The following is an 18,329-nucleotide window of genomic DNA, read 5'->3' as shown; positions in this document are numbered from 1 at the left end:
TTCTTACCTTAATAAATTTAAAACTTCGAAAATGACAAAGGCGCCAATTAAATAAAGCCGCGCATTCAACGCATATCGCCGCTGCTCCTCACTAGGAGGAGATGCTTGTTTTTTACTAAGTAGGTTGATTAAAAAAGGCCATGCAAAATAAAGGACTGCATAAAAAAGCCCATGGGTCATGAGTAAAGCCCACTTGAAGTGCTGAACTAATTGGCGAAATTGATTCAATGAATCTGTATTTTTTAATAAAAATGGCGTGATGCAGGCGATTAAAATCGCTAGCAAAATCAATTGAATTGCCACTATAATTGAAGGTCGAAGGAATTTTTTTAACATAAGGACAGCTCCTGATGAGTACTGCATTGAACGTCGGAAAAGGCTTGCTGAAACTGGCTTGGAGTTTGTTTAAAATAACTTTGTTGGTAGCTGATGCTGCGATTACCATATCCGGTTACAACAAAAAAACGCCACGGTATAACGAATTGGATGCCATTGAGCTTTTCCATAAAGGGGCGATAAGTCCTCAAGATTATGAGGATGCTACAAGACATCAGTAGTTGAATTAACCCACTCATATCATTCCTCGCGAGGCAACCTTAAGTCCTGTTTTGGCAACCTGCATTCCTGAATCAGCAGAATTTTGTGCGGCATTCTGTGAATACCCAAATAGACTTGCCAACCCTGCACCTGCATCTCCGCCAAAGTGGCTAGATAATTTAAACAACAATACTGGTGCAGCGTAGTAAAAAAGAACGGCCATATTGCGCATTGCAGCCACTAAATCACTGTCGCCCATGGGATCAATAACACTGCGTTCTAAAATACCCACGTAATGCCAAATGCATTGGACAAAAATCGCCATAATAAATAATCCGCAGAGCGTTCCTAAAGCACGCGGGCTATAACCGCTTAAAGCAAGAACAAGCGGTGTAAAGACAATTAAGAAAAAATAGAAGAATGCATGCATTACCGGCAGGGTTTGCATGGTGGCCTCTCTTTTTAATGGGGTAGATGTATACGATTTAACGGACTGCCCTATATTCACAAGACCGCGAGAAAGTGACGTTCCGATGCTGCTGTTGGTAGTATTCATCAGCGATTCGGAACTTTGTTCCTGTAAATCACGGTTATCCTGGATTAAAACTTTGGCGATGTAGTCTTGTGGGGTTAAATCAGAATTCCATGCAGACTGATGCTTTTGTTTGTAATCCAGTACTCGTTTACTCACATCAAGTGAGCCAATGTGTTTGTCGAAATACCCTGCTCGTTCAGATGCTTTCACCAAATCAGCCTGAATTTTGTCCCACCATTGATTGCATGTTGGGTACCCATTAGTAGGTTTATGGTTATTTACAGATTCATCAGCCTTAGCCGCCGACTCAAAATTAGGATTGGGGTATTGGGCGTAGGAAAATCCAGGCACCGGTTCTCGTGCTCTTGATTTGCCATAATAAAAAGTACGGAAGGTTTTAGAGCCCATCCAATTGAGATCGTCTTCACCACCATGACGCTTTAATATTTTTTTAATTTGTTCTTTTTCGTTATCAGTTCTAGACTCATTTAAATAACTGCCGCGTGCTTCTAAAAAGCACTGGCGATGAAACTGCAAGGCCTGCTGACGCAGCTCTTGTGGAATGTAGGTTGAAATCAAATCCCCCTGGATGGACTGAAGGCTATCAGTACACCCCGCCACTTTCATGAGCCCATAGCTGAAACTAGAAAACAGGTTTTGCAATACCGCAAATCCAATAGGCATTTTGACCTGATTGGTTAGTACGTTTGCAAAGGCTTCATCATAAGTAGTTCCTGAATCTTTAATATGCGATTCGCTGACTTCAGTGCCTTTTTTCATCGTGCACATCGGCTTAAACGACAGCCCCTTTTGTTCTAAAGGAACGCAGGGGTAGACAAATAACCCGCAAATTAAAAAAGTAATGGCCAACTCATACAAAAAATTATTTAGTGCATGCTCCGCCGCATTATGAGTCGAACCTGCTGGAGCCAGCACGTTTTTTAGATAGCGATACCCCACCATCAAAAAACCAATGTATAAGAGTCCTGTTTGCCATAGGGCATCAAACAACACATCATACTGCTGCCAGCCCAGATAGGTGGTATATAAAGCTAATGGACTAAATACAATCATGGTTCTACTCCTTCTTATCGCTGTTTTGATACACTGCGCCGTTTTTAATGAGATCAGTCTCATGAGTGCTGCCTGGCATTGATTTGGCTAAATCATGAGTGCGCAAATCCATAATGAGGTTTAGGGTTTGGGTCATCATTTTTTTACGAACCTCACTTTCAAAGGCCAGGGAGTGAATTTCTTTATCCAGCTTGCTGAGCGCGGCATTCACCATAGTTTGAGCGGGCTTTAGATTTTGTACCTCTTGAATTTGCATACCGGCTTGTAGGAGGTGGCGTAACATAATCGCCTCATCTAATAGATTTTGAATGGCAATTTCCTCTCCTAATTTGGATACGGTCATGATTTGTTGCTCGCGTGGCATGCGTTGGATTGCGGTAATGATTTCATCGGTAATAACTATATTAGAGGCGCTGATTTTTCGTAGATTCACTTCAGTTAAAGGCCACTTCTTATCAACCAACTTCCATAAAGCGCTACTTACATTAGTAACGCAGGTTGAGCTGCTGGCACTCTTTGGGCAGCTTTGAAGTAATGGGGAGAGACCAATGCCAGCCTTGGCATCATGTGCGCTGTTCTCTTTTTTATGACTGATGTGAATGTCACCTAAAACCAGTACCGCCCAATGAGCGGCCTCTTCGGGAGTACGCCAAATTTGAGCGAAATGATTTTTTTTAATATTGTCCTCTGAAGGAGCTGTCGCATCATCAAGCCCACGTGAAGGGGTGAGTAATACGTTATAACCTGCAATCACTACATCATTAATGACTTTAATAGGGACTTGTTTACTCCCACCCGCATTGCCTTTATCTCGATGCACCCAGGGTAGACCGTATTCTTCCCCCTTATTGGCAATGTCTTTGGCAGCTTTTGAAATATCGACAGACTCGCCCTTTTTGGCACGCCTTGCCGCATCCACCCACCCTTGAGAATCAGATACTGACAGCATGCCGCTAATGGGCGAATTTCCTTCCTCAAGGGCTCGTTTTGTTTCCTGACAATCAGCCACTTTTAAGGCAAATTCATTTTGCGCACCGGCAGAAGCATTTTGTAAGATATTATAAAGTCCTGGCATGGCTTGTTGCAGCTTGTACATAGGAAAGCCCGCAACAGAGCCTTTTAAATTATCGACGACATCCGAAGGCATGCCATTGACGGAATTTTTAAAATCATTAAACGTATTGGTAATAGTGACTACCGGATTAAACAAATTACAGCTCAACCCTCCTCCGTTGATGAACCCACCAATGGTTACGGTCTGGTCCCGATTAACCGGTGGCACGAACACATCCGACGAACTACCTAATTGATAATAATATTCGGACTGTTCTGGAAAGAGAGAACTCGCCAAGACCCCAGTACTGAATAAAACTCCTAACGCCACTACAGTTAATTTCATTGGTTTCTTCCTATCGTTTTTGAGGGGTGCCCACATCGGGTGTGCCCCAGAACAATTTGCCAGATTGTGTGACACAACCCTTGTATTTGCGCCACACCACAAAGACATAATTCCCATTGCCTTTGCGCTCATCATCTATACCCTCATCTGTTGGGTCGCCCGGGATGATGTTGCGATTGTTTGGATAAACTTCCTGCCAAATAACCTGTTTTTGGTGGGGATCAAACACCACATTAGCCGACACACAATGAGGCCCACAGGTATTGCTGGTCGAAATTTTTAAGTGCATGCCGCCTTCGTTGGTTACAATGTCTGCAGCATGCATTGCAGCCACGACTGAGGCTCTAAACCGTGAGGGCTGGGTGACGCGCATGAGGCGGGGCAGTTCATGACCCCATATATAGGATGAAGTTCCAATATCGTGATTCATTAAAAGCGAAAGCCTGCTTGCCATATAAGCAATTTCAGCGAGTTCCGTCCGTTCATTCACCGCATCAGCAAGACTTGAGTAATACAATTTCATGAACGTGGTTTCAGGCTTATGGGTTACTCCTTTCATTTGATAAATTGCTGATGGAGAGCCGATGACACTGACCACTCGGGTTCGGTCTTCATTAATGTGTTGCGACGCCAATTGTCCACTGCCATCACCAAAGCCCAAAGGCAGGTTTAGTGCTGTTGTAAATAACGACTTATAGGTGGTTAATGCCGCTTTATTTTCATAAAGAGTATTCGCCTCAATCCAGGGATTTTCACCAGGATTATTGGAAACGGTCACGATTAAATCAGGGACAAACTGAGATACTGCAGGACCGGGGGTTAATTTCGGTGGAACATTACGTTCTAACCACATGCAACCGCCAATCACCCGTGGATGGCTATTTTCTATTTGCTTTTTTAATACCCTGACTGCGATTTTAGGGGTGCTAATCGGCTTAATCGGTTTGGTGCTTTCAAACCCAAGGGCTGCCAATGAAAAAAGGACCATGTAAACGCACAGTATCCACTTAATCATGATGAGACTCTTTGTAATGACGACTTGCAATCAATGCCTTATCTGCTGCGCGTAGGCCATAAGTTACATAGCGCTTATCGATGACGATGGCAGGTAGTGATGACAGCGCATAAAGTCTTGCCCGCATCTGGCAGCGATAAAAGGCGGTCAGACGGGAATTTTGAACGGTATCAACCCGTTGTACTGCTGTAATCTCGGATGCATTACGGTTTAATTCCAAAGTCATTTCATTTAATGAATCAAGCGCACAGACTTCGGCCTGTAAGCCATTAAGTGCCACAGAGTATGCAGAGGTTGTAAAGACCTCGATGAGCTCTGCGTGAGTATTGAAACTAATCAGGCTAATCATCATAAAAACAATGCTCTTCAATGCTGCTGCTGCGTTTATTTTCCAAGCGTGTGGCCACCAATTCTGCCGCTTTAAGTACGCCATGTTCTTCCTCCAAAAGATGTCGGGTTGCTTTTTCTGATTTTTCATTCAGGAGTAACGCCAATAAATAGCGTGGTGGAATGACTCGAAATAAACCCTGATAGCGTGAACCTAATAAAACGGCTTCCGCATAGAGTCCCTTTTGCGAGTCAATATCCCGGATTAGGGCTTCTTGTTCAGGGGTTAATTGTTTGAATTTTTTTACATCAGCCAGTTCTTTTTCATCAAGTCCTAATAAAATCCAGGTTTCAATCAGAGAGAGAATTTTCATGGCCTTTTCTGAGCTCATGTCCCCCACATTCTGAGTAATGGGAACCAGCCATAGTCCTAATTTTCTGGCTACTTTTGCAGCCAGTAGACACGCCGACACAATCACATCAATTTGAAATTGCAGGTGGGCTTCATCAATAAATAAAAAAGTGGGTCTGTTGTCGTTTTGGGTGGCCTCGGCCATAGCCAAGATCCGCGGCAGCAAGGACACCATCACCAAAGCCAATTTCCCTTTATCGTCTTTAATGGCTGAAATATCGATATGAAAAATATCAAAGTCCCCTAAGGGCTCAGTGGGTACGTTAAAAAAGCGCGACTTATTGCTGTTAATTACATAGCTGTTGAGTCGGTCATGCATCTCCAAAATACGGTCTTTTTTACGAGGAACCTCCTCAAGAGCAAGTCGTTTTGCAAAGGCTTCCAATACATGTTCGGTCAGCATCTGCGGCACTTCATTTTTAAATGAAGTCAGGATGGCATCACTTAACACTTCAATCAGCAGGGTTTCATCACTTAAGGAAAACAACTCTTCTTCTTTTTCGTTCGCTTCCGTTATCATGGTACGCAAGGCTAAAAGCAGTTCACTTAAATAGCTGCGTGATTCTTCATCACAATTTAAATCAGAGTCTTGCGCAATTACTGCCAGATTGGCTTGTAAATCCAGCATCTTTTGGGCAAGTTTTGCGGCTTTTTCTTCCGATAAATTCTCACTGATTTCAGGGATTGCCTTATACGCTTCACAAAAAGGGTTTAAGGGAACCGCTTTGCTCTTTTGATTGCTGAGTAATAATTGTTTGGTGGATTTGCCCATCGTTTTAGCGTGAATGAGCATGCGATCAAAGGAGTTGCCCATTTCGAACAAAACAATCCGGGCATTTTTAGTGGCCATTAAGGAGTTAATCATCCAGCCTGTTGCCACCGATTTTCCAGCACCAGAGTTAGCAAAAAGGGCCATATGTGAGTTTTGACTGATGAAGTCATGATGCAAGATATCGAATAAAACAGGCTCACCTAAGCGATTAAAGAAGGTAAAGCAGGGAAGGTGCCTTGCCCCTTGATTGCGTCCATACACTGGGAGTAACGCCGCAAGCTCTGATGCAAACACAAGGCGGTCATAACACAAGTGTTTGCGTGCAAAGGAGGGAACGAAACTAAAAGGCAGGCTATTGAGGTAGCTGTTTAATGGATGTAAATCAAAGCTTGAATTAATGAGCGGCATCTTGGCATCAATAAATAACGAGTGCAGTTCTTTTTCAATCTGTAACAACGTTTTGTCATCACAGCCCCGGTAATACACCGCTTGATTCACCCAAAAAAGTCGATTGCCACAAGCCAGCTCATCACGAGCAGACTTGATGTCCTGACGTACTTCAGAGGGCTTAAGGCTTGTGCCAATAACGCCTTTTTCGATGCGCATCAAGTGCGCATCCAGTGATTCATCGCTTTCAAAGACCACCGATAAAGTATAAATAGAGCCTTCGGGTAAGCGATCTAATAAAGCGTAACGATGCTTGGGGTTGGCCTGGGGTTTTTCTCGGGAAATCAAACCAATTTCCGGGGCTTCTTTTAAGCCGTCTACATAAAGCACTCGATGCTTGATGCCATCAAACATAAAACCCTTCTCATCGCTTGCCACAGGACTAAAGAAGATGTTTTGAGGAAAGCAAAAGCTTGCGGGTTTATTCTTTTTTGGATAGGGGAAGCGCTTTAATAGCTCTTCACTATCGCCTTTCGTCAGTAGAGGGTTGGGGTTAAACCATTTGACCCACCAGCTGTAATACGCCCTACCGGTTAGGCGTTTTAAAGTAAGTCCTGGGGAGATGAGTTTGGCGGCAATTTGGGCGCATACTTCCTCGTGTTCACTCACTGCCGCATCCCTTGTTGTTTTGAGTCGCTGGTAGCGTCGATAAAACAATACCCGAATGCGCCTGCGTCGCCCACGAAAAGCCGCCCCGGTTTTGGGATCTAAAAACAGGCCTTCGGGCCGCGCCATTTTTTGAAATAAGTCCTGTAGGCGATTGAGGTACTCTTGAGTAAATTGGGTGTTTAAAATCTCAGGTTCAATGGCGTTTTGAATGTGTTTTAGCACAGGCTCTAATGAATATTCATCGCAGACGTACATCTGCATCACCCAAGGGTCGTCTTTGTGTAAAGGCACCACATTGGCAAAAGTATCTCTGATTTTATTAAAGACGGCTTCCAAGTGCTCAGGTGAGGTGGCTTCCGCCGGAATGTCGCCTAATTCAAAACCGCTTCCTACGCTTACTCCATCGTTGAGTAAAAAAAGATTTTTTTCATCACAAAAATCAACAAAGGCCAGGCGCTCCGCCAAAGAAGGGCCTTCTTTGGCGTACCCCTGCTCTATGGTTTTTGTTTTTAGAGGGCTAAGACCCCCCTCCCCTAATAACCAATTGATGGCCTGATTCACACGATTCATTCCTTGCCCCTTAATTAGTAGCGTTCACTGGCCAGCGCAAACTGGTTTTGCTTATAGAGAAAAAATTCGGTGGTGAACCCTGGTTTTACTAACTGCTCATCGCCAATGAGGGCCACGTGCGGGTAGATGTAAATAGGGATAGCCGGATTATCCAAAGCTTTAAACAAAGCTTTAGTTTCATTAGCTGCGGTTCGTGTTTCACCTTGGTAGTTCACCGCCATTTGGCCGCTTACCGTGCGTTTATAGCGCGGTGCAGTCCAGGAGGGCGCGGAAGTCGCTACACTTTGGTTGTAAATCTGGCTCACAGTAAGCCCCTCCTCAGGAATGGTTCCTGAGGCGACAGACTTGGCACAAGAGCTCAGCAACAGCAAACTACTTGAGACTAAAATCATGCGTATAGTGTTGTAAGTGACCATAATCTAATACCCTCCCTTTGGGTTCTTTATCGAGTTGAATGGTTTGAGTAAAATGAAGAGACATCCGGTTCGGGCGATAATGCGTTTGATTCCCCATCCGATACGGCACACTGGCAGGGACAAACACCATGTCAAAACTGCCTTGTATGCGCTTTTCAAGCCAATCGGCAGCTTTAACAGAGCCTTGCGCCAGAGCGCCACCTGCAGCATAGGGGGCAAAAGAGCCAGTAGGTGCAGCGCTTGCCCCGTTGGGTCCTGCAAAATAAGTCATCTGCCATTGGGATAAGGCATTACCAGCCCCTTCCATACCACCCGCAGCCAGCATGGCAGTAAGTACTCTTGGGGCGTTGGTGTAGTATTTGCCGTGAATGCAGGGATTACCGTAAGCCGTAGTTAAATAGCCCAAACTGTCGTTATTGACTAAATCCACCGAATTGGTCATCTGCTCTTTACCGACCACCACAAAATGACCGTCTTGAAAAGTGAATAACACGGAGGTGACATAAGCCCTGGCGCAGGAAATATTATCTAAAAAGGAGCCCACGCCGATTGCGTAGCCACTGACTTTCATCCCAGAAATATCAGGAGGAAGGGCTACGCCATTAGAGGCCATTAAATCTCCGCGGCTGATGATGGCGCTGAAGGGAAACAAGGGTTGCATCAGTTTGCCGTCAATGGGCACTTCACCGATTAATGCGGATAACAAGGTGGTATTGCCTAAGTCACTTCCTGCAGGAATGGTATAATAAGGAATACTTTGTTTTTTATGATCCTGATTGGGGATCTGCTTCTTAACCTTGCGGGTCAGTGTTTTTTGAATGCGCTTTCTTCTGTCATTTAACTTATTCCAGTAGCTCACCTCCTGTTCACTTAAAGGACGTTTCATGAGCTGTGCATCAATGTCAGTGACACCACCCATTGCATGAGGCGCTTCATTTTGAGCGAGTTGCCCTACGGGGTAGCCCGCAGCATTGTCCGCAGAGGCTCGTGATTCTTTTAATTGGACCAGCTCCTTTTTCAGATCTTCTATTGTTTGAGCTACTTCTGGGGGAAGCTCTTGGCGAACCACCACCCCGCCCTCTTCTTTAGATGCCATGAGCGCTGCATTGCGTTCACTTAGTGTTTTATTTTGTACTTCGATGGAGCGCATCTTTTGTTCGGTCTGTACCAAGCGTGCTGATACGTCACGAATATTGTCATTAAACTGACTGGCGATGGCTTCATTGATGTTATTAGGATTGGTTTTGTTCTCCGTTGAAACGGACTCACCACTGTTCCCGGAGTTGATTAAAACTAAAGCCACCACACCAACCACAACCCCTGTTAATACTTTAAGGCCTAAGTTCTTTTTCATCGGACAAACTCCTGAGTCTGAGATAAAGCCTCGCCAAAGGGTCGGTCAGACACCACAAAAACGGTGGTGGTGTCGGCAGTTCCACGAGGCTCTAGAGTATTGGTTGGGAAAAAGGTTGCTGTTTGCCAGTTGCCTATTAAATGATGCGGTGTGAGTACCACTCTTTTTTTAAGCTCGTTTTTTAATTCAATGGCTGTCACATACAAGTCTTCGCCCTGCCAGGAAATCAGGGGTCTTGCTAAAATACTGGCCCCATAAACCAGGGTGATGTTTTTATGGGTGCGCATCGCCGTGCGCGCCACCCCGGGAGGGGTTACTAACAAACGCTCCGGAGCATACAGCGATTGAATGGCAAACCGGGTTAATGACACCGGATTTACTTCAGGCGTTTTGCTGATTTTTGACGGCTCCTCTTCCTGCTCTGGGGCGGTAGAATCCTCACCATCTGATGCCATTAGGACTTCAATGGGTGCTGCATCCGTGGCCTCCTTGCTTGCCGAAAGGCTTAACACAATGGGCTCGCCCTCAGGCATTAATTGCACGACCAATCGTTTATTGGTAAAGGGCTCTTTGGCATTCAAGTACAAAGCATCCTGGATTTTCATCAAGCCTATGTCTTTGTCGAGCTCAGAATCCACAATGCTGATGGCCAAGGGAAATCTAATGAGGCGCTCCTGGTTCAATGGCAGCGTGATGTGGATTGGCGTCTTATCCCACAGGACATGTTGCGTGGGTTGCGTCTCGGCGTGCACCGTGCTGACACACAGCATCATTAAGAGTATCCATTGTTTAAAGTTCATGTTCTTCTCCTGTACGTTCCTGGCTTAATAAGTCTTTGACTAAGCGTTCGGGCTTGGTGTATCCATCAAGAGCCAATTGAAAGGGATTGAGTAATTTGGATAGGCTCACCTTGACTACTCTCAGGTGGTAATCCACTACTTTGTCTGCAATCACCATGGGGCTTTTGTCGTTTAGCCTCTGAGTAATGCGCAAGACCACATGCACCTCCCAGGTGTTGTTGCTTAGTCGTTTCACATCTCCTGGCTCTAAAAAACGATAAAGGCTTGCCACCTGTGCTCGATTAAAGAGTTGTGCCTGAAGGTATGCGTTAAAAGTCTGAGTCACAAGTTCTTGATGGCGGGGAGTGAAATAGTAATGAAAGCCTTTCAGGTTCGTTACAAATTCCTCTTTCCCCATTTGAGACCAGGAATTTAGGGGCGGGACTAAAGAGGTGACAAACCCATGCACGTATTCATCAGGCACCTCCCCGGCTTTCATTAATCCCCCATTAGCCACCATGTTAGGTGCCAGCCAAAATTCCAGCTTCTTAGGGGCTGTGCTCAAGGCGCCAATGAGTCCTGCAACCAAAAGCACTAAAATAATAATAAAAGTGAACAGCACGCGATTCACTTGATTGAGTGCATCAATTTTGTTCCAGTAATTAAACACGACGGGCTCCTAATCGTTTTGAGGTATGCCAAAGACCGCGATGGGCTAGATAAGGTGGTCGCACCAGACCCCATCTGGCCAGTTTTATTCTTATTTTTTTCATTAAATATCCGTGTGGTTTGCCCGCTTTTAAGCGAGAAATCGGTTTTGGTGCGAGGCTCACCCCGACAATGAAGCCAAGCACCAAGCCGAGACAGCCAAAAGCGCCAGGAAAGCCAAACAACACGCCGATGATAGTGAACACCAACGCCATCACCCCTGTGGTGATGGCCACAAGAACCATAAGTTCACGTAAAGTCAGCCCCTTAAATGCGGGAAAATCATGGGATAAATGACGGCTTGATGGGGTAGTCATGTTGTATCCTTAGAGTTTAAATTTATCGATGACGGTGTACCCTAAATAGCCCGTTGCAATACTGATGGTCAGATAGACAATCCCCATCACTGCAAAATTAGCAAATACTGCAAGCGAGCCGCCTTCATGTTTTTTAGCTTCCTCAATGCCATGCGATATCGTGGATATAAATTTGGTGAACATCACCACCGAGACGATGAATAACAAAATCATCAATCCCTGCCTCACCACATTGGATAAGACGGTCATGGCGCTCTTATTGCCTTGAGTCATGTCATCAGATGCCGCGACCTTAGGAAACCAACCACTATCAGCCCATAGGGCCGGCGCGTAGCTTAAATTGATCAGGGCAAGGTGGGCACTAAGTGCCCAGCGATTTATTGTTCTTGGTAGGTGCATCATGTCTAACTTCCTTTTGTTGTTAATAAACCGATAAATAAGGTGAGGCCTATGAGCAAACGCACGGTTCTTGAGCCTAGAGCCACCATAAATACTTCTGAAGCTTTTGCCTCCTCACTCATAAAGTGCACAATCGACCAAAGAATGGCTAAAATCACGCACATTAACGCCACGAAGCGAATCAGCCCGCTATAGGTTAAGGCCTGTTGCCCTCCTGCTTCGTTAAATGCTTTGGCAAAGTCACCCGCAAGTTGTTCTCTCATCGCTAGTTCCCCACAAAATCAAATGCGAGTGGCTTAACGGTTTTAGGCTCAATGGCGGGCTTGTTGATGTAGTCAATCAAGGCATTGCGAATGGCCACTAAATCCTCGCGAACCCCTGGATGGGTCTTTTTATCACTGCCTTCAAAGGCATTAATATGTAATTGAATGCGGGAATTAGGCTCAATTTCCTCTTCTGCCTCGGCCAATAAGGGCAGCGTGGCGTTAATTTGATTAATCACCCGCACTAAGGTTTTATTAAGCTCCGCCTGATTGCTGAAACTCACAGCACTAAAGAGCATTAATCCCAATCCAAACAGTGTTTTTTTCATCACATCTCCTTATAAATATTTTTTAAATCGACTGGAGGTCACGCTGACCAAACAAGCGAGCAACACGCTTAAACTCACAAAAACAGGCGTTGGCGATAAGGCATGCGGGATGGCAAGCCATAGACCCAAGACCCAAAACAAGGCGCGTCGCGCCAAAGGAATGGATTTATGAAAGACATAGGTTGATTCACGCCCTAAAGAGGCAGTACGAATGGCTCGTTGATTTAATCCGTCCACAAGTCCTGCACTAATGGCTAATAAAAACAGCGGAATGGCCGCAATCAAAATAGCTCCTTTGATTAATAACAGATCTCCTGTGGCGCCCAATAAAATCCAAAATTGTTGTGCCTTTAGCCAAAATTCATTGAAGGTTTGTTTTAACTCTGGCGCTATTGAAATTGGGTCTGGTTGAATCACCGCATCCATTTGTTCTTGTGCCATTTGAGCAAGCCTACCCCCTACTTCGTGTGCTTTGATCAAAGTGCTCGCCGAATGAGTGCGAAGGTCTGGGGTAACCCTTTGGCTTAACCAGGTAGTGAATGAGGCGTCGCTAAATTCACTAACAACCACTGCTTGCTTTAGGGACAGCGCTTTAATGGCGTTAGCAGTTGATTCAAAGCCTACATGAACCCAAGACCATAATGCCCAGCCCATTAAAACCAACCATCCAATAAATGCGACACACACCCAGCTCACCACTGCTCGTTTAAGCCAGGATGATTTTTTAACAGGTCTTTGTTTGCTTGCTACTGCCATATAACCCCCGAATCATAGGCAAATGGGTAATGATGCACATCTAATAAAGAGGCTAATTCATCGACATCAACTGCTTGTAAGGGTAGGCCCGCCAATTGTGTTAACTCATGCAGCGCGCGCGATGTGGCCACATTAGTAACAAGTCCCAATGCCTTGCTCTTTTGCAATTGCAAGGCATGTGCTTTTAACCAGGCACGGGAACGTGCATCATCGCCCACTACAAAAAGAGCGTGTGACAAGTTGCTGTTTCTAATGGTATGTGTGTTCACGACTCCAGGATTTATACGGCTGGTTACTGGTAAGGGAAATTCTTCTGATTCAGTGTGTGTCCCTTCTTGTTTTGAGGGAACCTGACCTGCCTCTAAATAGGGAGCTGCATCAATAACGGGTGATTCAATGGCTATCACTTTCAGCGCATAACAGGCTGCAATGAGACTCCAGGAGATGAAAAAAAACAGGGTTCGCATGTTAAAACACTCCCAAATCAACAACGCTTGAGGCGCCGCCTCTGGCCAACAGCAATAAAGGCGTGGTTTTTTTAGAGGCATTCAGTGCGTCAAAACTTAATTCACCGTGATTTAGGGTAATAGTTCCATTGCTTACTAATTCTCGTGGAATTTGATTAAGGTTTGCCCACACCTGAACCGCACGGTCATCCATCCCCATGAGCATCAAATGCAATCGTGTATTAGGACTTGCATTAATTGCTTCCATTAAGGTTAAAAGGACTGTTTTGATTGCGTCATCTGTTTTGATGAATAGAAATAAAGTATCGCCTTCATTAAGACGTATCGGTTTATAGGCAACTGGCGAATAAGGGGATGCATCAAACTCACCCACAACAGGTACATTGGCAAATAATTGATTGTAGGCTTTGTAAAACGCGTTATTCCACGCGATGTTTTTGGATACCTTTTGGGCTTCATGGCGAGCAGAAAGTAAGGCAAAATGGGTGCGCTCCGCCTCACTTTTTGCATTAATACCCAAGACATCCACAGGGGTTTGCCTTAATCCTTTATAATATACCGCACTGCGATTTTGCATTAAAAATACGTAGCGTTTTTCTTCCTCTTCAGTTAATCCCCAAACTCGTGCTTCATGGAGTTGCAAAGGGGTAAGTTTTAAGGTGTTCATGTCTTGCTCTGCGGTGATGTCGTCTTCATTCACTGAAAGACCTGTTTTGGCAAGCGTTTTATCGGTTGATGCCAAAGCATTGGAATTGTTGTGGTGCATGGCAATCCCAGGAATGGTTAAATCAGCATGTGCCTGGACATTTAAGAACATGAGGCTTAATAACAGTGATTTTTTAGACATGACTCACCCCTTCCTTAACCTATGTGCTCATGAGTTATAAGTACTCGCTCAGCGCGTGTATTTTCTAATTCAAGGCGTTGTTTGCCGTAATCAACGCTCACCACCTTCCATCCCGCGAGCGCATCGCCCTTCTCCAGGGGAATGGTTTTGTAGTCATAAGCAACACTGGCAACGGGGACTTGTTGAATGCTGTCAATACTCACGACAGAAAATGGCAGACTCTTTAGGGATACGTATTTGACCGGGGATTTTTTATCATCCAGGTGAGTTACCACTTCTTTGATGGAATGAAGCTCTTGGCCTAAGGTATTTTGGGTGTGGTTTAGAGACTCAGTTAATTGTTTGCTGTCGGCTTCTCGAAGCTGGTCGAGCCGACTGGATAACTGCGCAATTTGTTGGGTGATGGCATCAAAATTAACCTCTGGTAGGGGTTTATTAGCCGTTTCGCCCAACGTTTTTAATTGAGACTGCAGCTCGTTTAAGCGTGAAACGACCAGAGTGTCAGTCGCTGCGTCCTGTGTTGAAGAGGGCTCATTTCGAATGGTTGCCAAACCCAGCAAGGTGGACGTACCTATTGCCAGCACTAAGCCCCCAAAAAACACGCCTTTGCGAGTGGGTAGAATCAAAAGATTTTTTAATTGTTTGATGGCGTTGTTGTTCATGCTTTTTTTCCTTGGAGATTGGTTTGTGCTTTGGCGTATTGCGGTTTTAATTTAAAATTAACCTGGCGATGAAGTGGGTCTTGGATCAGAGAAAAAACTTGCTGTCCCACCAGAACCTCTAATCCATCCTGTACCGTTAATGGCCCGAGATTTCTCACCACTTGCGGTAGGGGTTGATTCATGATGTTTTTAAGCGCCTGGCTTTGTACCTTCTCATCAACCAGAGCGTATCCTGAATACTGCATCCAATGAGTTAATGCTTCACCTACGGTATGAATGCTTTGAGGAAAATGGATTTGTTGCACGGTGAGCAAAGGGTTAATTTGTGAGGTTAACGGCTTATTCTCAACGGTTGCGTAACGATTTACCTGGGTCACTTGAGCTGCATTCACAACGCTGGCGGACAGGCAAAAAATCACGATGCTGGTTGTGGTTTTTAACTGATTTACTGTTTTCACGGTCAAAAATCCCCCATCACGCTTCAAAAAGCGCAATTTTTTATTTAATTGATTTTTTATCTGCCAATACTTAAGCGCATTGGCAGTCCATTGGATTTAGATTAGAAAATGCCTGATAAGGTCCTCACTAATCCTTGCTCTAAAACAGGACGGGCGTCTTTAAAGGACAAATTCACTTTATCGGCATTAGACACCACACGAGTCCGATAACGCTGGTAATTGGTTTGTTTGCTGGATGTTTGATACGTGCCTGATGCGGTCCCGTTTTCAAGAGCAGAATTAAAATGCTCCTGCACCGTTACCCCTTTTCCTACGCGTTCAGAAATTTGAACGTCCGTTACTACGGTGTAATTGACGTCTTTTACTAAGGAATCAGCAGCCAATCCTACAAGCCCTCCTGCAATTCCACCGCCCAGCATGGTGTTAGAATTTCCAAAAGAACCAATGGCAGCACCAGTAGCTGCTCCCGCTAAGGCCGAGCCATAACCACCGCCCAGAGCATTTTGAGAGGCAGAGCGACTCATTTTCCCAACCTTCAAGATGTTGGCCTGAATCATGTAATGGGCTTGTGAAGGATTGGTAACAACCCGATAGCCACGCTCAGTTAATGCTTGGGCCAGCGGTTTCTCAATCGCCAAGCTCTCTTCTGAGGTGTTTTTTACGGAGACAAACACCGTTTTTTGAGACGGTGCAACGGGATCGAGAAAGATGGTTTTACTTAATTTAGTATTCGCCTCTAAAGTATGGTGCTCTAGTGCTGTTTGGGTTGCGGCACAGCCTATTAATGTTGATACAGCACAAGCTATTACAGTATATTGGATTGCTGTCTTAAGCCCTACTCTTGTTACGCTCATCATTATTCCTTTAAGTATTGTTGTTATTAGTTCACTGTATTTTTATTAATTAATGGCTCTTATTGGCATTATCGTTAACATGTATAGGTTTTATATAAAAACCACCCTGCTCTTTCTCTTTTTTTAATTTCAGATAAATCTCTTCACGATGTACGGAAATGGATAATGGTGCATTAATGCCAAAGCGCACTTGATTGCCTTTAACGCCTAAGACGGTGATATTGACCTCGTCACCAATCATCAGAGCTTCTCCTATTCTCCTGGTTAAAATGAGCATTTGTTTTTTCCTTTTTTTTATTAATGAATAGTCATTGATGGATTTGAATTCTGTTGAAACGCCAGGGTTTCGCAGGCATCGGCTGTCTTTTCAAAAGCCTCCCAAACGTCAGGTCTTAAGGTTTCGTCATACGCTAATAAGAGCTTGTTAGCGCATTGTTGCAGCATGGTCAGTAAGTCTTCAGTTAAAGTTCTCATCGATTACACTCCTATGTGTTGTTTGATTTGGTTTAAGTATCCCTTGCCTACCTCAAGATTTCGGGCTGGTTTGATTCGATGTGGCGCATCTATTTTAGGGAGGTCATGGCCTTGTTGAATCAAATGACATACTTGCTCATACTTTTCTTTAAATACGCTATAAGCTATGCCATCGTGATCGATTGAGAAGAAATCAAACGGCATTTTTTTTGCTACGAATTCAATCACTGGATGGCTCCAGCGTGGAATCGCCTTGCGAACGCTATTTTTGAACTCCCAATAGGCATCGGATGCTTTCGGCAGTTTTAAATCATCATAAAAAGCCATACATAGTGCTTTGAATTGCAAGCAATTAGGTGGGTACTCAGCAAACTTTCCATTGCCCGATAAGTTTCTTAATCGTTCCATTCCGCTCTCCAGAGCTTTAGGCGTTAAGCCTTTTAATGTGTCAAACCAAGTGCCGTTATCATGCGTACCAAATTTAGTTAGAAATAAATTGCCGTAGATTTTGGTGAGTTCCATCCAAAGCCAGGACACATGGTCTGTACTCAAGTTCGGCGCTGATGACTTTTGAGGTTGGGAATAACTCTTCTGTTGAAGGTTTGCAGGCGTTCTGGTTGAATCTTGCGACTGTCTCCAAGGCTGCGTCATAAGAATTGACTTTAGGGGATGCACGCTCATTGTTTGTACTCCTTGTCTGAGTGTTTGATATCATGGGCTCTTGTTGTTTGCGTTCGGCATGTTTAGCAAGAAAACTTAAATAAATGGGGTTGAAGTCAGCAAAAGTACTTCCCCATGCAGTGTTTTTGTCAATGAATTCTTGGATGATGTTGCTGTCAGTAGCAAAGCTGTAGCCTGATGCAATTGCTCGTGCAATTGTTTTTTGGCTGGGGTAGAAATTTGGCGATATGAGTTGTTTTAAATTTTTATTCCCAATTTCCTCGCCTAAGTTGTTGTTGTTTGTATTGTTATTTATATTAATAAATAACTTCTTTACACAGGGGTTAGGTATGTTAACTTCTGTGTTAAGTTCTATGTTAACTTCCTCATCAAAAACAACCTGTTCGTCAATGTTTTCTTGATTGTTGACTGGGTTTGTTAGTGTGTTAACTTCCGTGTTTTCAAAGATTTTACTAAAAATTTTAGGTAGTTGAGGAAAAAGGAATTTGAGGGATTGACCTTCGGAAACCACTTTAAAATATTCCCCGCATTCCCTCTCAATTGATTTGATGTAATTACGAATAGTTTGTTTGGATGGCGTACCACTTTCTTTTCTTCCTGGTGCGGAGTTAATTTCAATTAGCTTAGCAATATCATGATAGGAAACATCATAAACGATGCCCGTTGCTGGATCTGCCAAATTAATAAGAGACTTAATTAATAATGCGGGACCATAAGGGAATCCAATAAATGGGCGCTCTACATCTATTCTAGCTTTATTGAAGCATACGACTGCTTGAAGTTTATTTATAATTGAAATTTCATTACACATCTTAAAGATCCATTATTAATTGTTAATTGGCTGTTGCCATCAAATTAAACAAATTGT

General features: G+C 44.2%; 25 protein-coding genes. 1 reads left to right on the top strand and 24 read right to left on the bottom strand.

What is annotated here, in order from left to right; all coding sequences use genetic code 11:
- Nucleotides 1-3 precede the first annotated feature (3 nt).
- Entirely contained in the window at nt 4-336 is a 333-nt protein-coding gene (locus IZU94_RS00985; RefSeq protein ID WP_203107415.1) for a hypothetical protein, read from the bottom strand.
- Between the two features lie 14 nt (nt 337-350).
- Here IZU94_RS00985 and IZU94_RS00980 point away from each other — a divergent pair, with 14 nt between their 5' ends.
- On the top strand, nt 351-557 hold the full coding sequence (locus IZU94_RS00980; RefSeq protein WP_203107413.1) for a hypothetical protein: 207 nt from the start codon (nt 351-353) through the stop codon (nt 555-557).
- Between the two features lie 14 nt (nt 558-571).
- Here the strand turns inward: IZU94_RS00980 and IZU94_RS00975 are convergent, their stop codons facing one another.
- The 23 genes from IZU94_RS00975 to IZU94_RS00865 form a co-directional block, all read right to left on the bottom strand.
- Nucleotides 572-2,146 (bottom strand): conjugal transfer protein TraG N-terminal domain-containing protein, encoded by a 1,575-nt coding sequence (locus tag IZU94_RS00975; protein WP_203107411.1) that lies wholly within the window; start codon nt 2,144-2,146, stop codon nt 572-574.
- 4 nt (nt 2,147-2,150) lie between these two features.
- On the bottom strand, nt 2,151-3,545 hold the full coding sequence (locus tag IZU94_RS00970; protein WP_028383816.1) for an integrating conjugative element protein: 1,395 nt from the start codon (nt 3,543-3,545) through the stop codon (nt 2,151-2,153).
- A gap of 10 nt (nt 3,546-3,555) precedes the next feature.
- On the bottom strand, nt 3,556-4,560 hold the full coding sequence (locus IZU94_RS00965; RefSeq protein ID WP_203107409.1) for a TIGR03756 family integrating conjugative element protein: 1,005 nt from the start codon (nt 4,558-4,560) through the stop codon (nt 3,556-3,558).
- Complete coding sequence (locus IZU94_RS00960) at nt 4,553-4,912, bottom strand: DUF1525 domain-containing protein (protein WP_028383818.1); 360 nt, start codon at nt 4,910-4,912, stop codon at nt 4,553-4,555. Before IZU94_RS00960 ends, IZU94_RS00965 begins: the two co-directional genes overlap by 8 nt.
- Entirely contained in the window at nt 4,902-7,697 is a 2,796-nt protein-coding gene (locus IZU94_RS00955) for a conjugative transfer ATPase (protein ID WP_203107407.1), read from the bottom strand. The genes IZU94_RS00960 and IZU94_RS00955 overlap by 11 nt, the downstream gene beginning before the upstream one ends.
- Nucleotides 7,698-7,711: 14 nt before the next feature.
- Nucleotides 7,712-8,113 (bottom strand): TIGR03751 family conjugal transfer lipoprotein, encoded by a 402-nt coding sequence (locus IZU94_RS00950; RefSeq protein ID WP_182352975.1) that lies wholly within the window; start codon nt 8,111-8,113, stop codon nt 7,712-7,714.
- Nucleotides 8,070-9,467, bottom strand: coding sequence for a TIGR03752 family integrating conjugative element protein (locus tag IZU94_RS00945; RefSeq protein WP_203107405.1), 1,398 nt, complete (start codon nt 9,465-9,467; stop codon nt 8,070-8,072). The genes IZU94_RS00950 and IZU94_RS00945 overlap by 44 nt, the downstream gene beginning before the upstream one ends.
- Nucleotides 9,464-10,267, bottom strand: a complete 804-nt coding sequence (locus IZU94_RS00940; protein ID WP_203107403.1) for a TIGR03749 family integrating conjugative element protein — start codon at nt 10,265-10,267, stop codon at nt 9,464-9,466. Before IZU94_RS00940 ends, IZU94_RS00945 begins: the two co-directional genes overlap by 4 nt.
- Nucleotides 10,257-10,916 (bottom strand): DUF2895 family protein, encoded by a 660-nt coding sequence (locus IZU94_RS00935; RefSeq protein WP_182352978.1) that lies wholly within the window; start codon nt 10,914-10,916, stop codon nt 10,257-10,259. Before IZU94_RS00935 ends, IZU94_RS00940 begins: the two co-directional genes overlap by 11 nt.
- Complete coding sequence (locus tag IZU94_RS00930; RefSeq protein ID WP_182352979.1) at nt 10,909-11,271, bottom strand: TIGR03750 family conjugal transfer protein; 363 nt, start codon at nt 11,269-11,271, stop codon at nt 10,909-10,911. The genes IZU94_RS00935 and IZU94_RS00930 overlap by 8 nt, the downstream gene beginning before the upstream one ends.
- A 9-nt stretch (nt 11,272-11,280) precedes the next feature.
- The gene (locus IZU94_RS00925; protein ID WP_182352995.1) at nt 11,281-11,670 is read right to left on the bottom strand and encodes a hypothetical protein; all 390 of its coding nucleotides are present in this window, start codon (nt 11,668-11,670) and stop codon (nt 11,281-11,283) included.
- 5 nt (nt 11,671-11,675) lie between these two features.
- Entirely contained in the window at nt 11,676-11,933 is a 258-nt protein-coding gene (locus IZU94_RS00920; RefSeq protein ID WP_182352980.1) for a hypothetical protein, read from the bottom strand.
- Nucleotides 11,934-11,935: 2 nt separating this feature from the next.
- Nucleotides 11,936-12,262, bottom strand: a complete 327-nt coding sequence (locus IZU94_RS00915; RefSeq protein WP_203107401.1) for a hypothetical protein — start codon at nt 12,260-12,262, stop codon at nt 11,936-11,938.
- Nucleotides 12,263-12,271: 9 nt separating this feature from the next.
- Entirely contained in the window at nt 12,272-13,018 is a 747-nt protein-coding gene (locus IZU94_RS00910; RefSeq protein WP_203107399.1) for an IncC plasmid conjugative DNA transfer DtrJ family protein, read from the bottom strand.
- Nucleotides 13,009-13,485 (bottom strand): PFL_4695 family integrating conjugative element protein, encoded by a 477-nt coding sequence (locus IZU94_RS00905; protein ID WP_203107397.1) that lies wholly within the window; start codon nt 13,483-13,485, stop codon nt 13,009-13,011. The genes IZU94_RS00910 and IZU94_RS00905 overlap by 10 nt, the downstream gene beginning before the upstream one ends.
- Before the next feature lies 1 nt (nt 13,486).
- Nucleotides 13,487-14,332: a TIGR03759 family integrating conjugative element protein gene (locus IZU94_RS00900; protein ID WP_203107395.1), complete on the bottom strand. Its 846-nt coding sequence runs from the start codon at nt 14,330-14,332 to the stop codon at nt 13,487-13,489.
- Between the two features lie 14 nt (nt 14,333-14,346).
- A complete protein-coding gene (locus IZU94_RS00895; RefSeq protein ID WP_203107393.1) occupies nt 14,347-14,994 on the bottom strand; it encodes a hypothetical protein in 648 nt (215 codons plus the stop codon).
- A complete protein-coding gene (pilL2, locus tag IZU94_RS00890) occupies nt 14,991-15,452 on the bottom strand; it encodes a PFGI-1 class ICE element type IV pilus protein PilL2 (protein WP_182352985.1) in 462 nt (153 codons plus the stop codon). Before pilL2 ends, IZU94_RS00895 begins: the two co-directional genes overlap by 4 nt.
- Before the next feature lie 101 nt (nt 15,453-15,553).
- Entirely contained in the window at nt 15,554-16,309 is a 756-nt protein-coding gene (locus IZU94_RS00885) for a complement resistance protein TraT (protein ID WP_370529217.1), read from the bottom strand.
- Between the two features lie 46 nt (nt 16,310-16,355).
- The gene (csrA, locus tag IZU94_RS00880) at nt 16,356-16,583 is read right to left on the bottom strand and encodes a carbon storage regulator CsrA (protein ID WP_182352986.1); all 228 of its coding nucleotides are present in this window, start codon (nt 16,581-16,583) and stop codon (nt 16,356-16,358) included.
- 20 nt (nt 16,584-16,603) lie between these two features.
- Complete coding sequence (locus tag IZU94_RS00875) at nt 16,604-16,780, bottom strand: hypothetical protein (RefSeq protein WP_155824912.1); 177 nt, start codon at nt 16,778-16,780, stop codon at nt 16,604-16,606.
- A gap of 3 nt (nt 16,781-16,783) precedes the next feature.
- Nucleotides 16,784-17,302: a hypothetical protein gene (locus IZU94_RS00870; protein ID WP_203107391.1), complete on the bottom strand. Its 519-nt coding sequence runs from the start codon at nt 17,300-17,302 to the stop codon at nt 16,784-16,786.
- Nucleotides 17,262-18,272: a hypothetical protein gene (locus tag IZU94_RS00865; protein ID WP_203107389.1), complete on the bottom strand. Its 1,011-nt coding sequence runs from the start codon at nt 18,270-18,272 to the stop codon at nt 17,262-17,264. The genes IZU94_RS00870 and IZU94_RS00865 overlap by 41 nt, the downstream gene beginning before the upstream one ends.
- Between the last annotated feature and the right edge of the window lie 57 nt (nt 18,273-18,329).

This window comes from Legionella bononiensis, from assembly GCF_016786215.1.
Taxonomy (GTDB): domain Bacteria; phylum Pseudomonadota; class Gammaproteobacteria; order Legionellales; family Legionellaceae; genus Legionella; species Legionella bononiensis.
Note: the sequence above shows the minus strand (reverse complement) of the source record. Positions and strands in the feature narration are given on the sequence as shown.

What these genes read in the sequence shown, in the direction of transcription:
- IZU94_RS00925 (WP_182352995.1), bottom strand. Translation starts at nt 11,670, where the DNA reads ATGCACCTACCAAGAACAATAAATCGCTGGGCACTTAGTGCCCACCTT.
- IZU94_RS00915 (WP_203107401.1), bottom strand. Translation starts at nt 12,262, where the DNA reads ATGAAAAAAACACTGTTTGGATTGGGATTAATGCTCTTTAGTGCTGTG.
- IZU94_RS00920 (WP_182352980.1), bottom strand. Translation starts at nt 11,933, where the DNA reads ATGAGAGAACAACTTGCGGGTGACTTTGCCAAAGCATTTAACGAAGCA.
- IZU94_RS00945 (WP_203107405.1), bottom strand. Translation starts at nt 9,467, where the DNA reads ATGAAAAAGAACTTAGGCCTTAAAGTATTAACAGGGGTTGTGGTTGGT.
- IZU94_RS00955 (WP_203107407.1), bottom strand. Translation starts at nt 7,697, where the DNA reads ATGAATCGTGTGAATCAGGCCATCAATTGGTTATTAGGGGAGGGGGGT.
- IZU94_RS00980 (WP_203107413.1), top strand. Translation starts at nt 351, where the DNA reads ATGAGTACTGCATTGAACGTCGGAAAAGGCTTGCTGAAACTGGCTTGG.
- IZU94_RS00910 (WP_203107399.1), bottom strand. Translation starts at nt 13,018, where the DNA reads ATGGCAGTAGCAAGCAAACAAAGACCTGTTAAAAAATCATCCTGGCTT.
- IZU94_RS00960 (WP_028383818.1), bottom strand. Translation starts at nt 4,912, where the DNA reads ATGATGATTAGCCTGATTAGTTTCAATACTCACGCAGAGCTCATCGAG.
- IZU94_RS00900 (WP_203107395.1), bottom strand. Translation starts at nt 14,332, where the DNA reads ATGTCTAAAAAATCACTGTTATTAAGCCTCATGTTCTTAAATGTCCAG.
- IZU94_RS00975 (WP_203107411.1), bottom strand. Translation starts at nt 2,146, where the DNA reads ATGATTGTATTTAGTCCATTAGCTTTATATACCACCTATCTGGGCTGG.
- IZU94_RS00875 (WP_155824912.1), bottom strand. Translation starts at nt 16,780, where the DNA reads ATGAGAACTTTAACTGAAGACTTACTGACCATGCTGCAACAATGCGCT.
- IZU94_RS00970 (WP_028383816.1), bottom strand. Translation starts at nt 3,545, where the DNA reads ATGAAATTAACTGTAGTGGCGTTAGGAGTTTTATTCAGTACTGGGGTC.
- IZU94_RS00985 (WP_203107415.1), bottom strand. Translation starts at nt 336, where the DNA reads ATGTTAAAAAAATTCCTTCGACCTTCAATTATAGTGGCAATTCAATTG.
- IZU94_RS00905 (WP_203107397.1), bottom strand. Translation starts at nt 13,485, where the DNA reads ATGCGAACCCTGTTTTTTTTCATCTCCTGGAGTCTCATTGCAGCCTGT.
- IZU94_RS00930 (WP_182352979.1), bottom strand. Translation starts at nt 11,271, where the DNA reads ATGACTACCCCATCAAGCCGTCATTTATCCCATGATTTTCCCGCATTT.
- IZU94_RS00965 (WP_203107409.1), bottom strand. Translation starts at nt 4,560, where the DNA reads ATGATTAAGTGGATACTGTGCGTTTACATGGTCCTTTTTTCATTGGCA.
- IZU94_RS00865 (WP_203107389.1), bottom strand. Translation starts at nt 18,272, where the DNA reads ATGTGTAATGAAATTTCAATTATAAATAAACTTCAAGCAGTCGTATGC.
- IZU94_RS00950 (WP_182352975.1), bottom strand. Translation starts at nt 8,113, where the DNA reads ATGGTCACTTACAACACTATACGCATGATTTTAGTCTCAAGTAGTTTG.
- IZU94_RS00870 (WP_203107391.1), bottom strand. Translation starts at nt 17,302, where the DNA reads ATGGAACTCACCAAAATCTACGGCAATTTATTTCTAACTAAATTTGGT.
- IZU94_RS00885 (WP_370529217.1), bottom strand. Translation starts at nt 16,309, where the DNA reads ATGATGAGCGTAACAAGAGTAGGGCTTAAGACAGCAATCCAATATACT.
- IZU94_RS00940 (WP_203107403.1), bottom strand. Translation starts at nt 10,267, where the DNA reads ATGAACTTTAAACAATGGATACTCTTAATGATGCTGTGTGTCAGCACG.
- csrA (WP_182352986.1), bottom strand. Translation starts at nt 16,583, where the DNA reads ATGCTCATTTTAACCAGGAGAATAGGAGAAGCTCTGATGATTGGTGAC.
- IZU94_RS00895 (WP_203107393.1), bottom strand. Translation starts at nt 14,994, where the DNA reads ATGAACAACAACGCCATCAAACAATTAAAAAATCTTTTGATTCTACCC.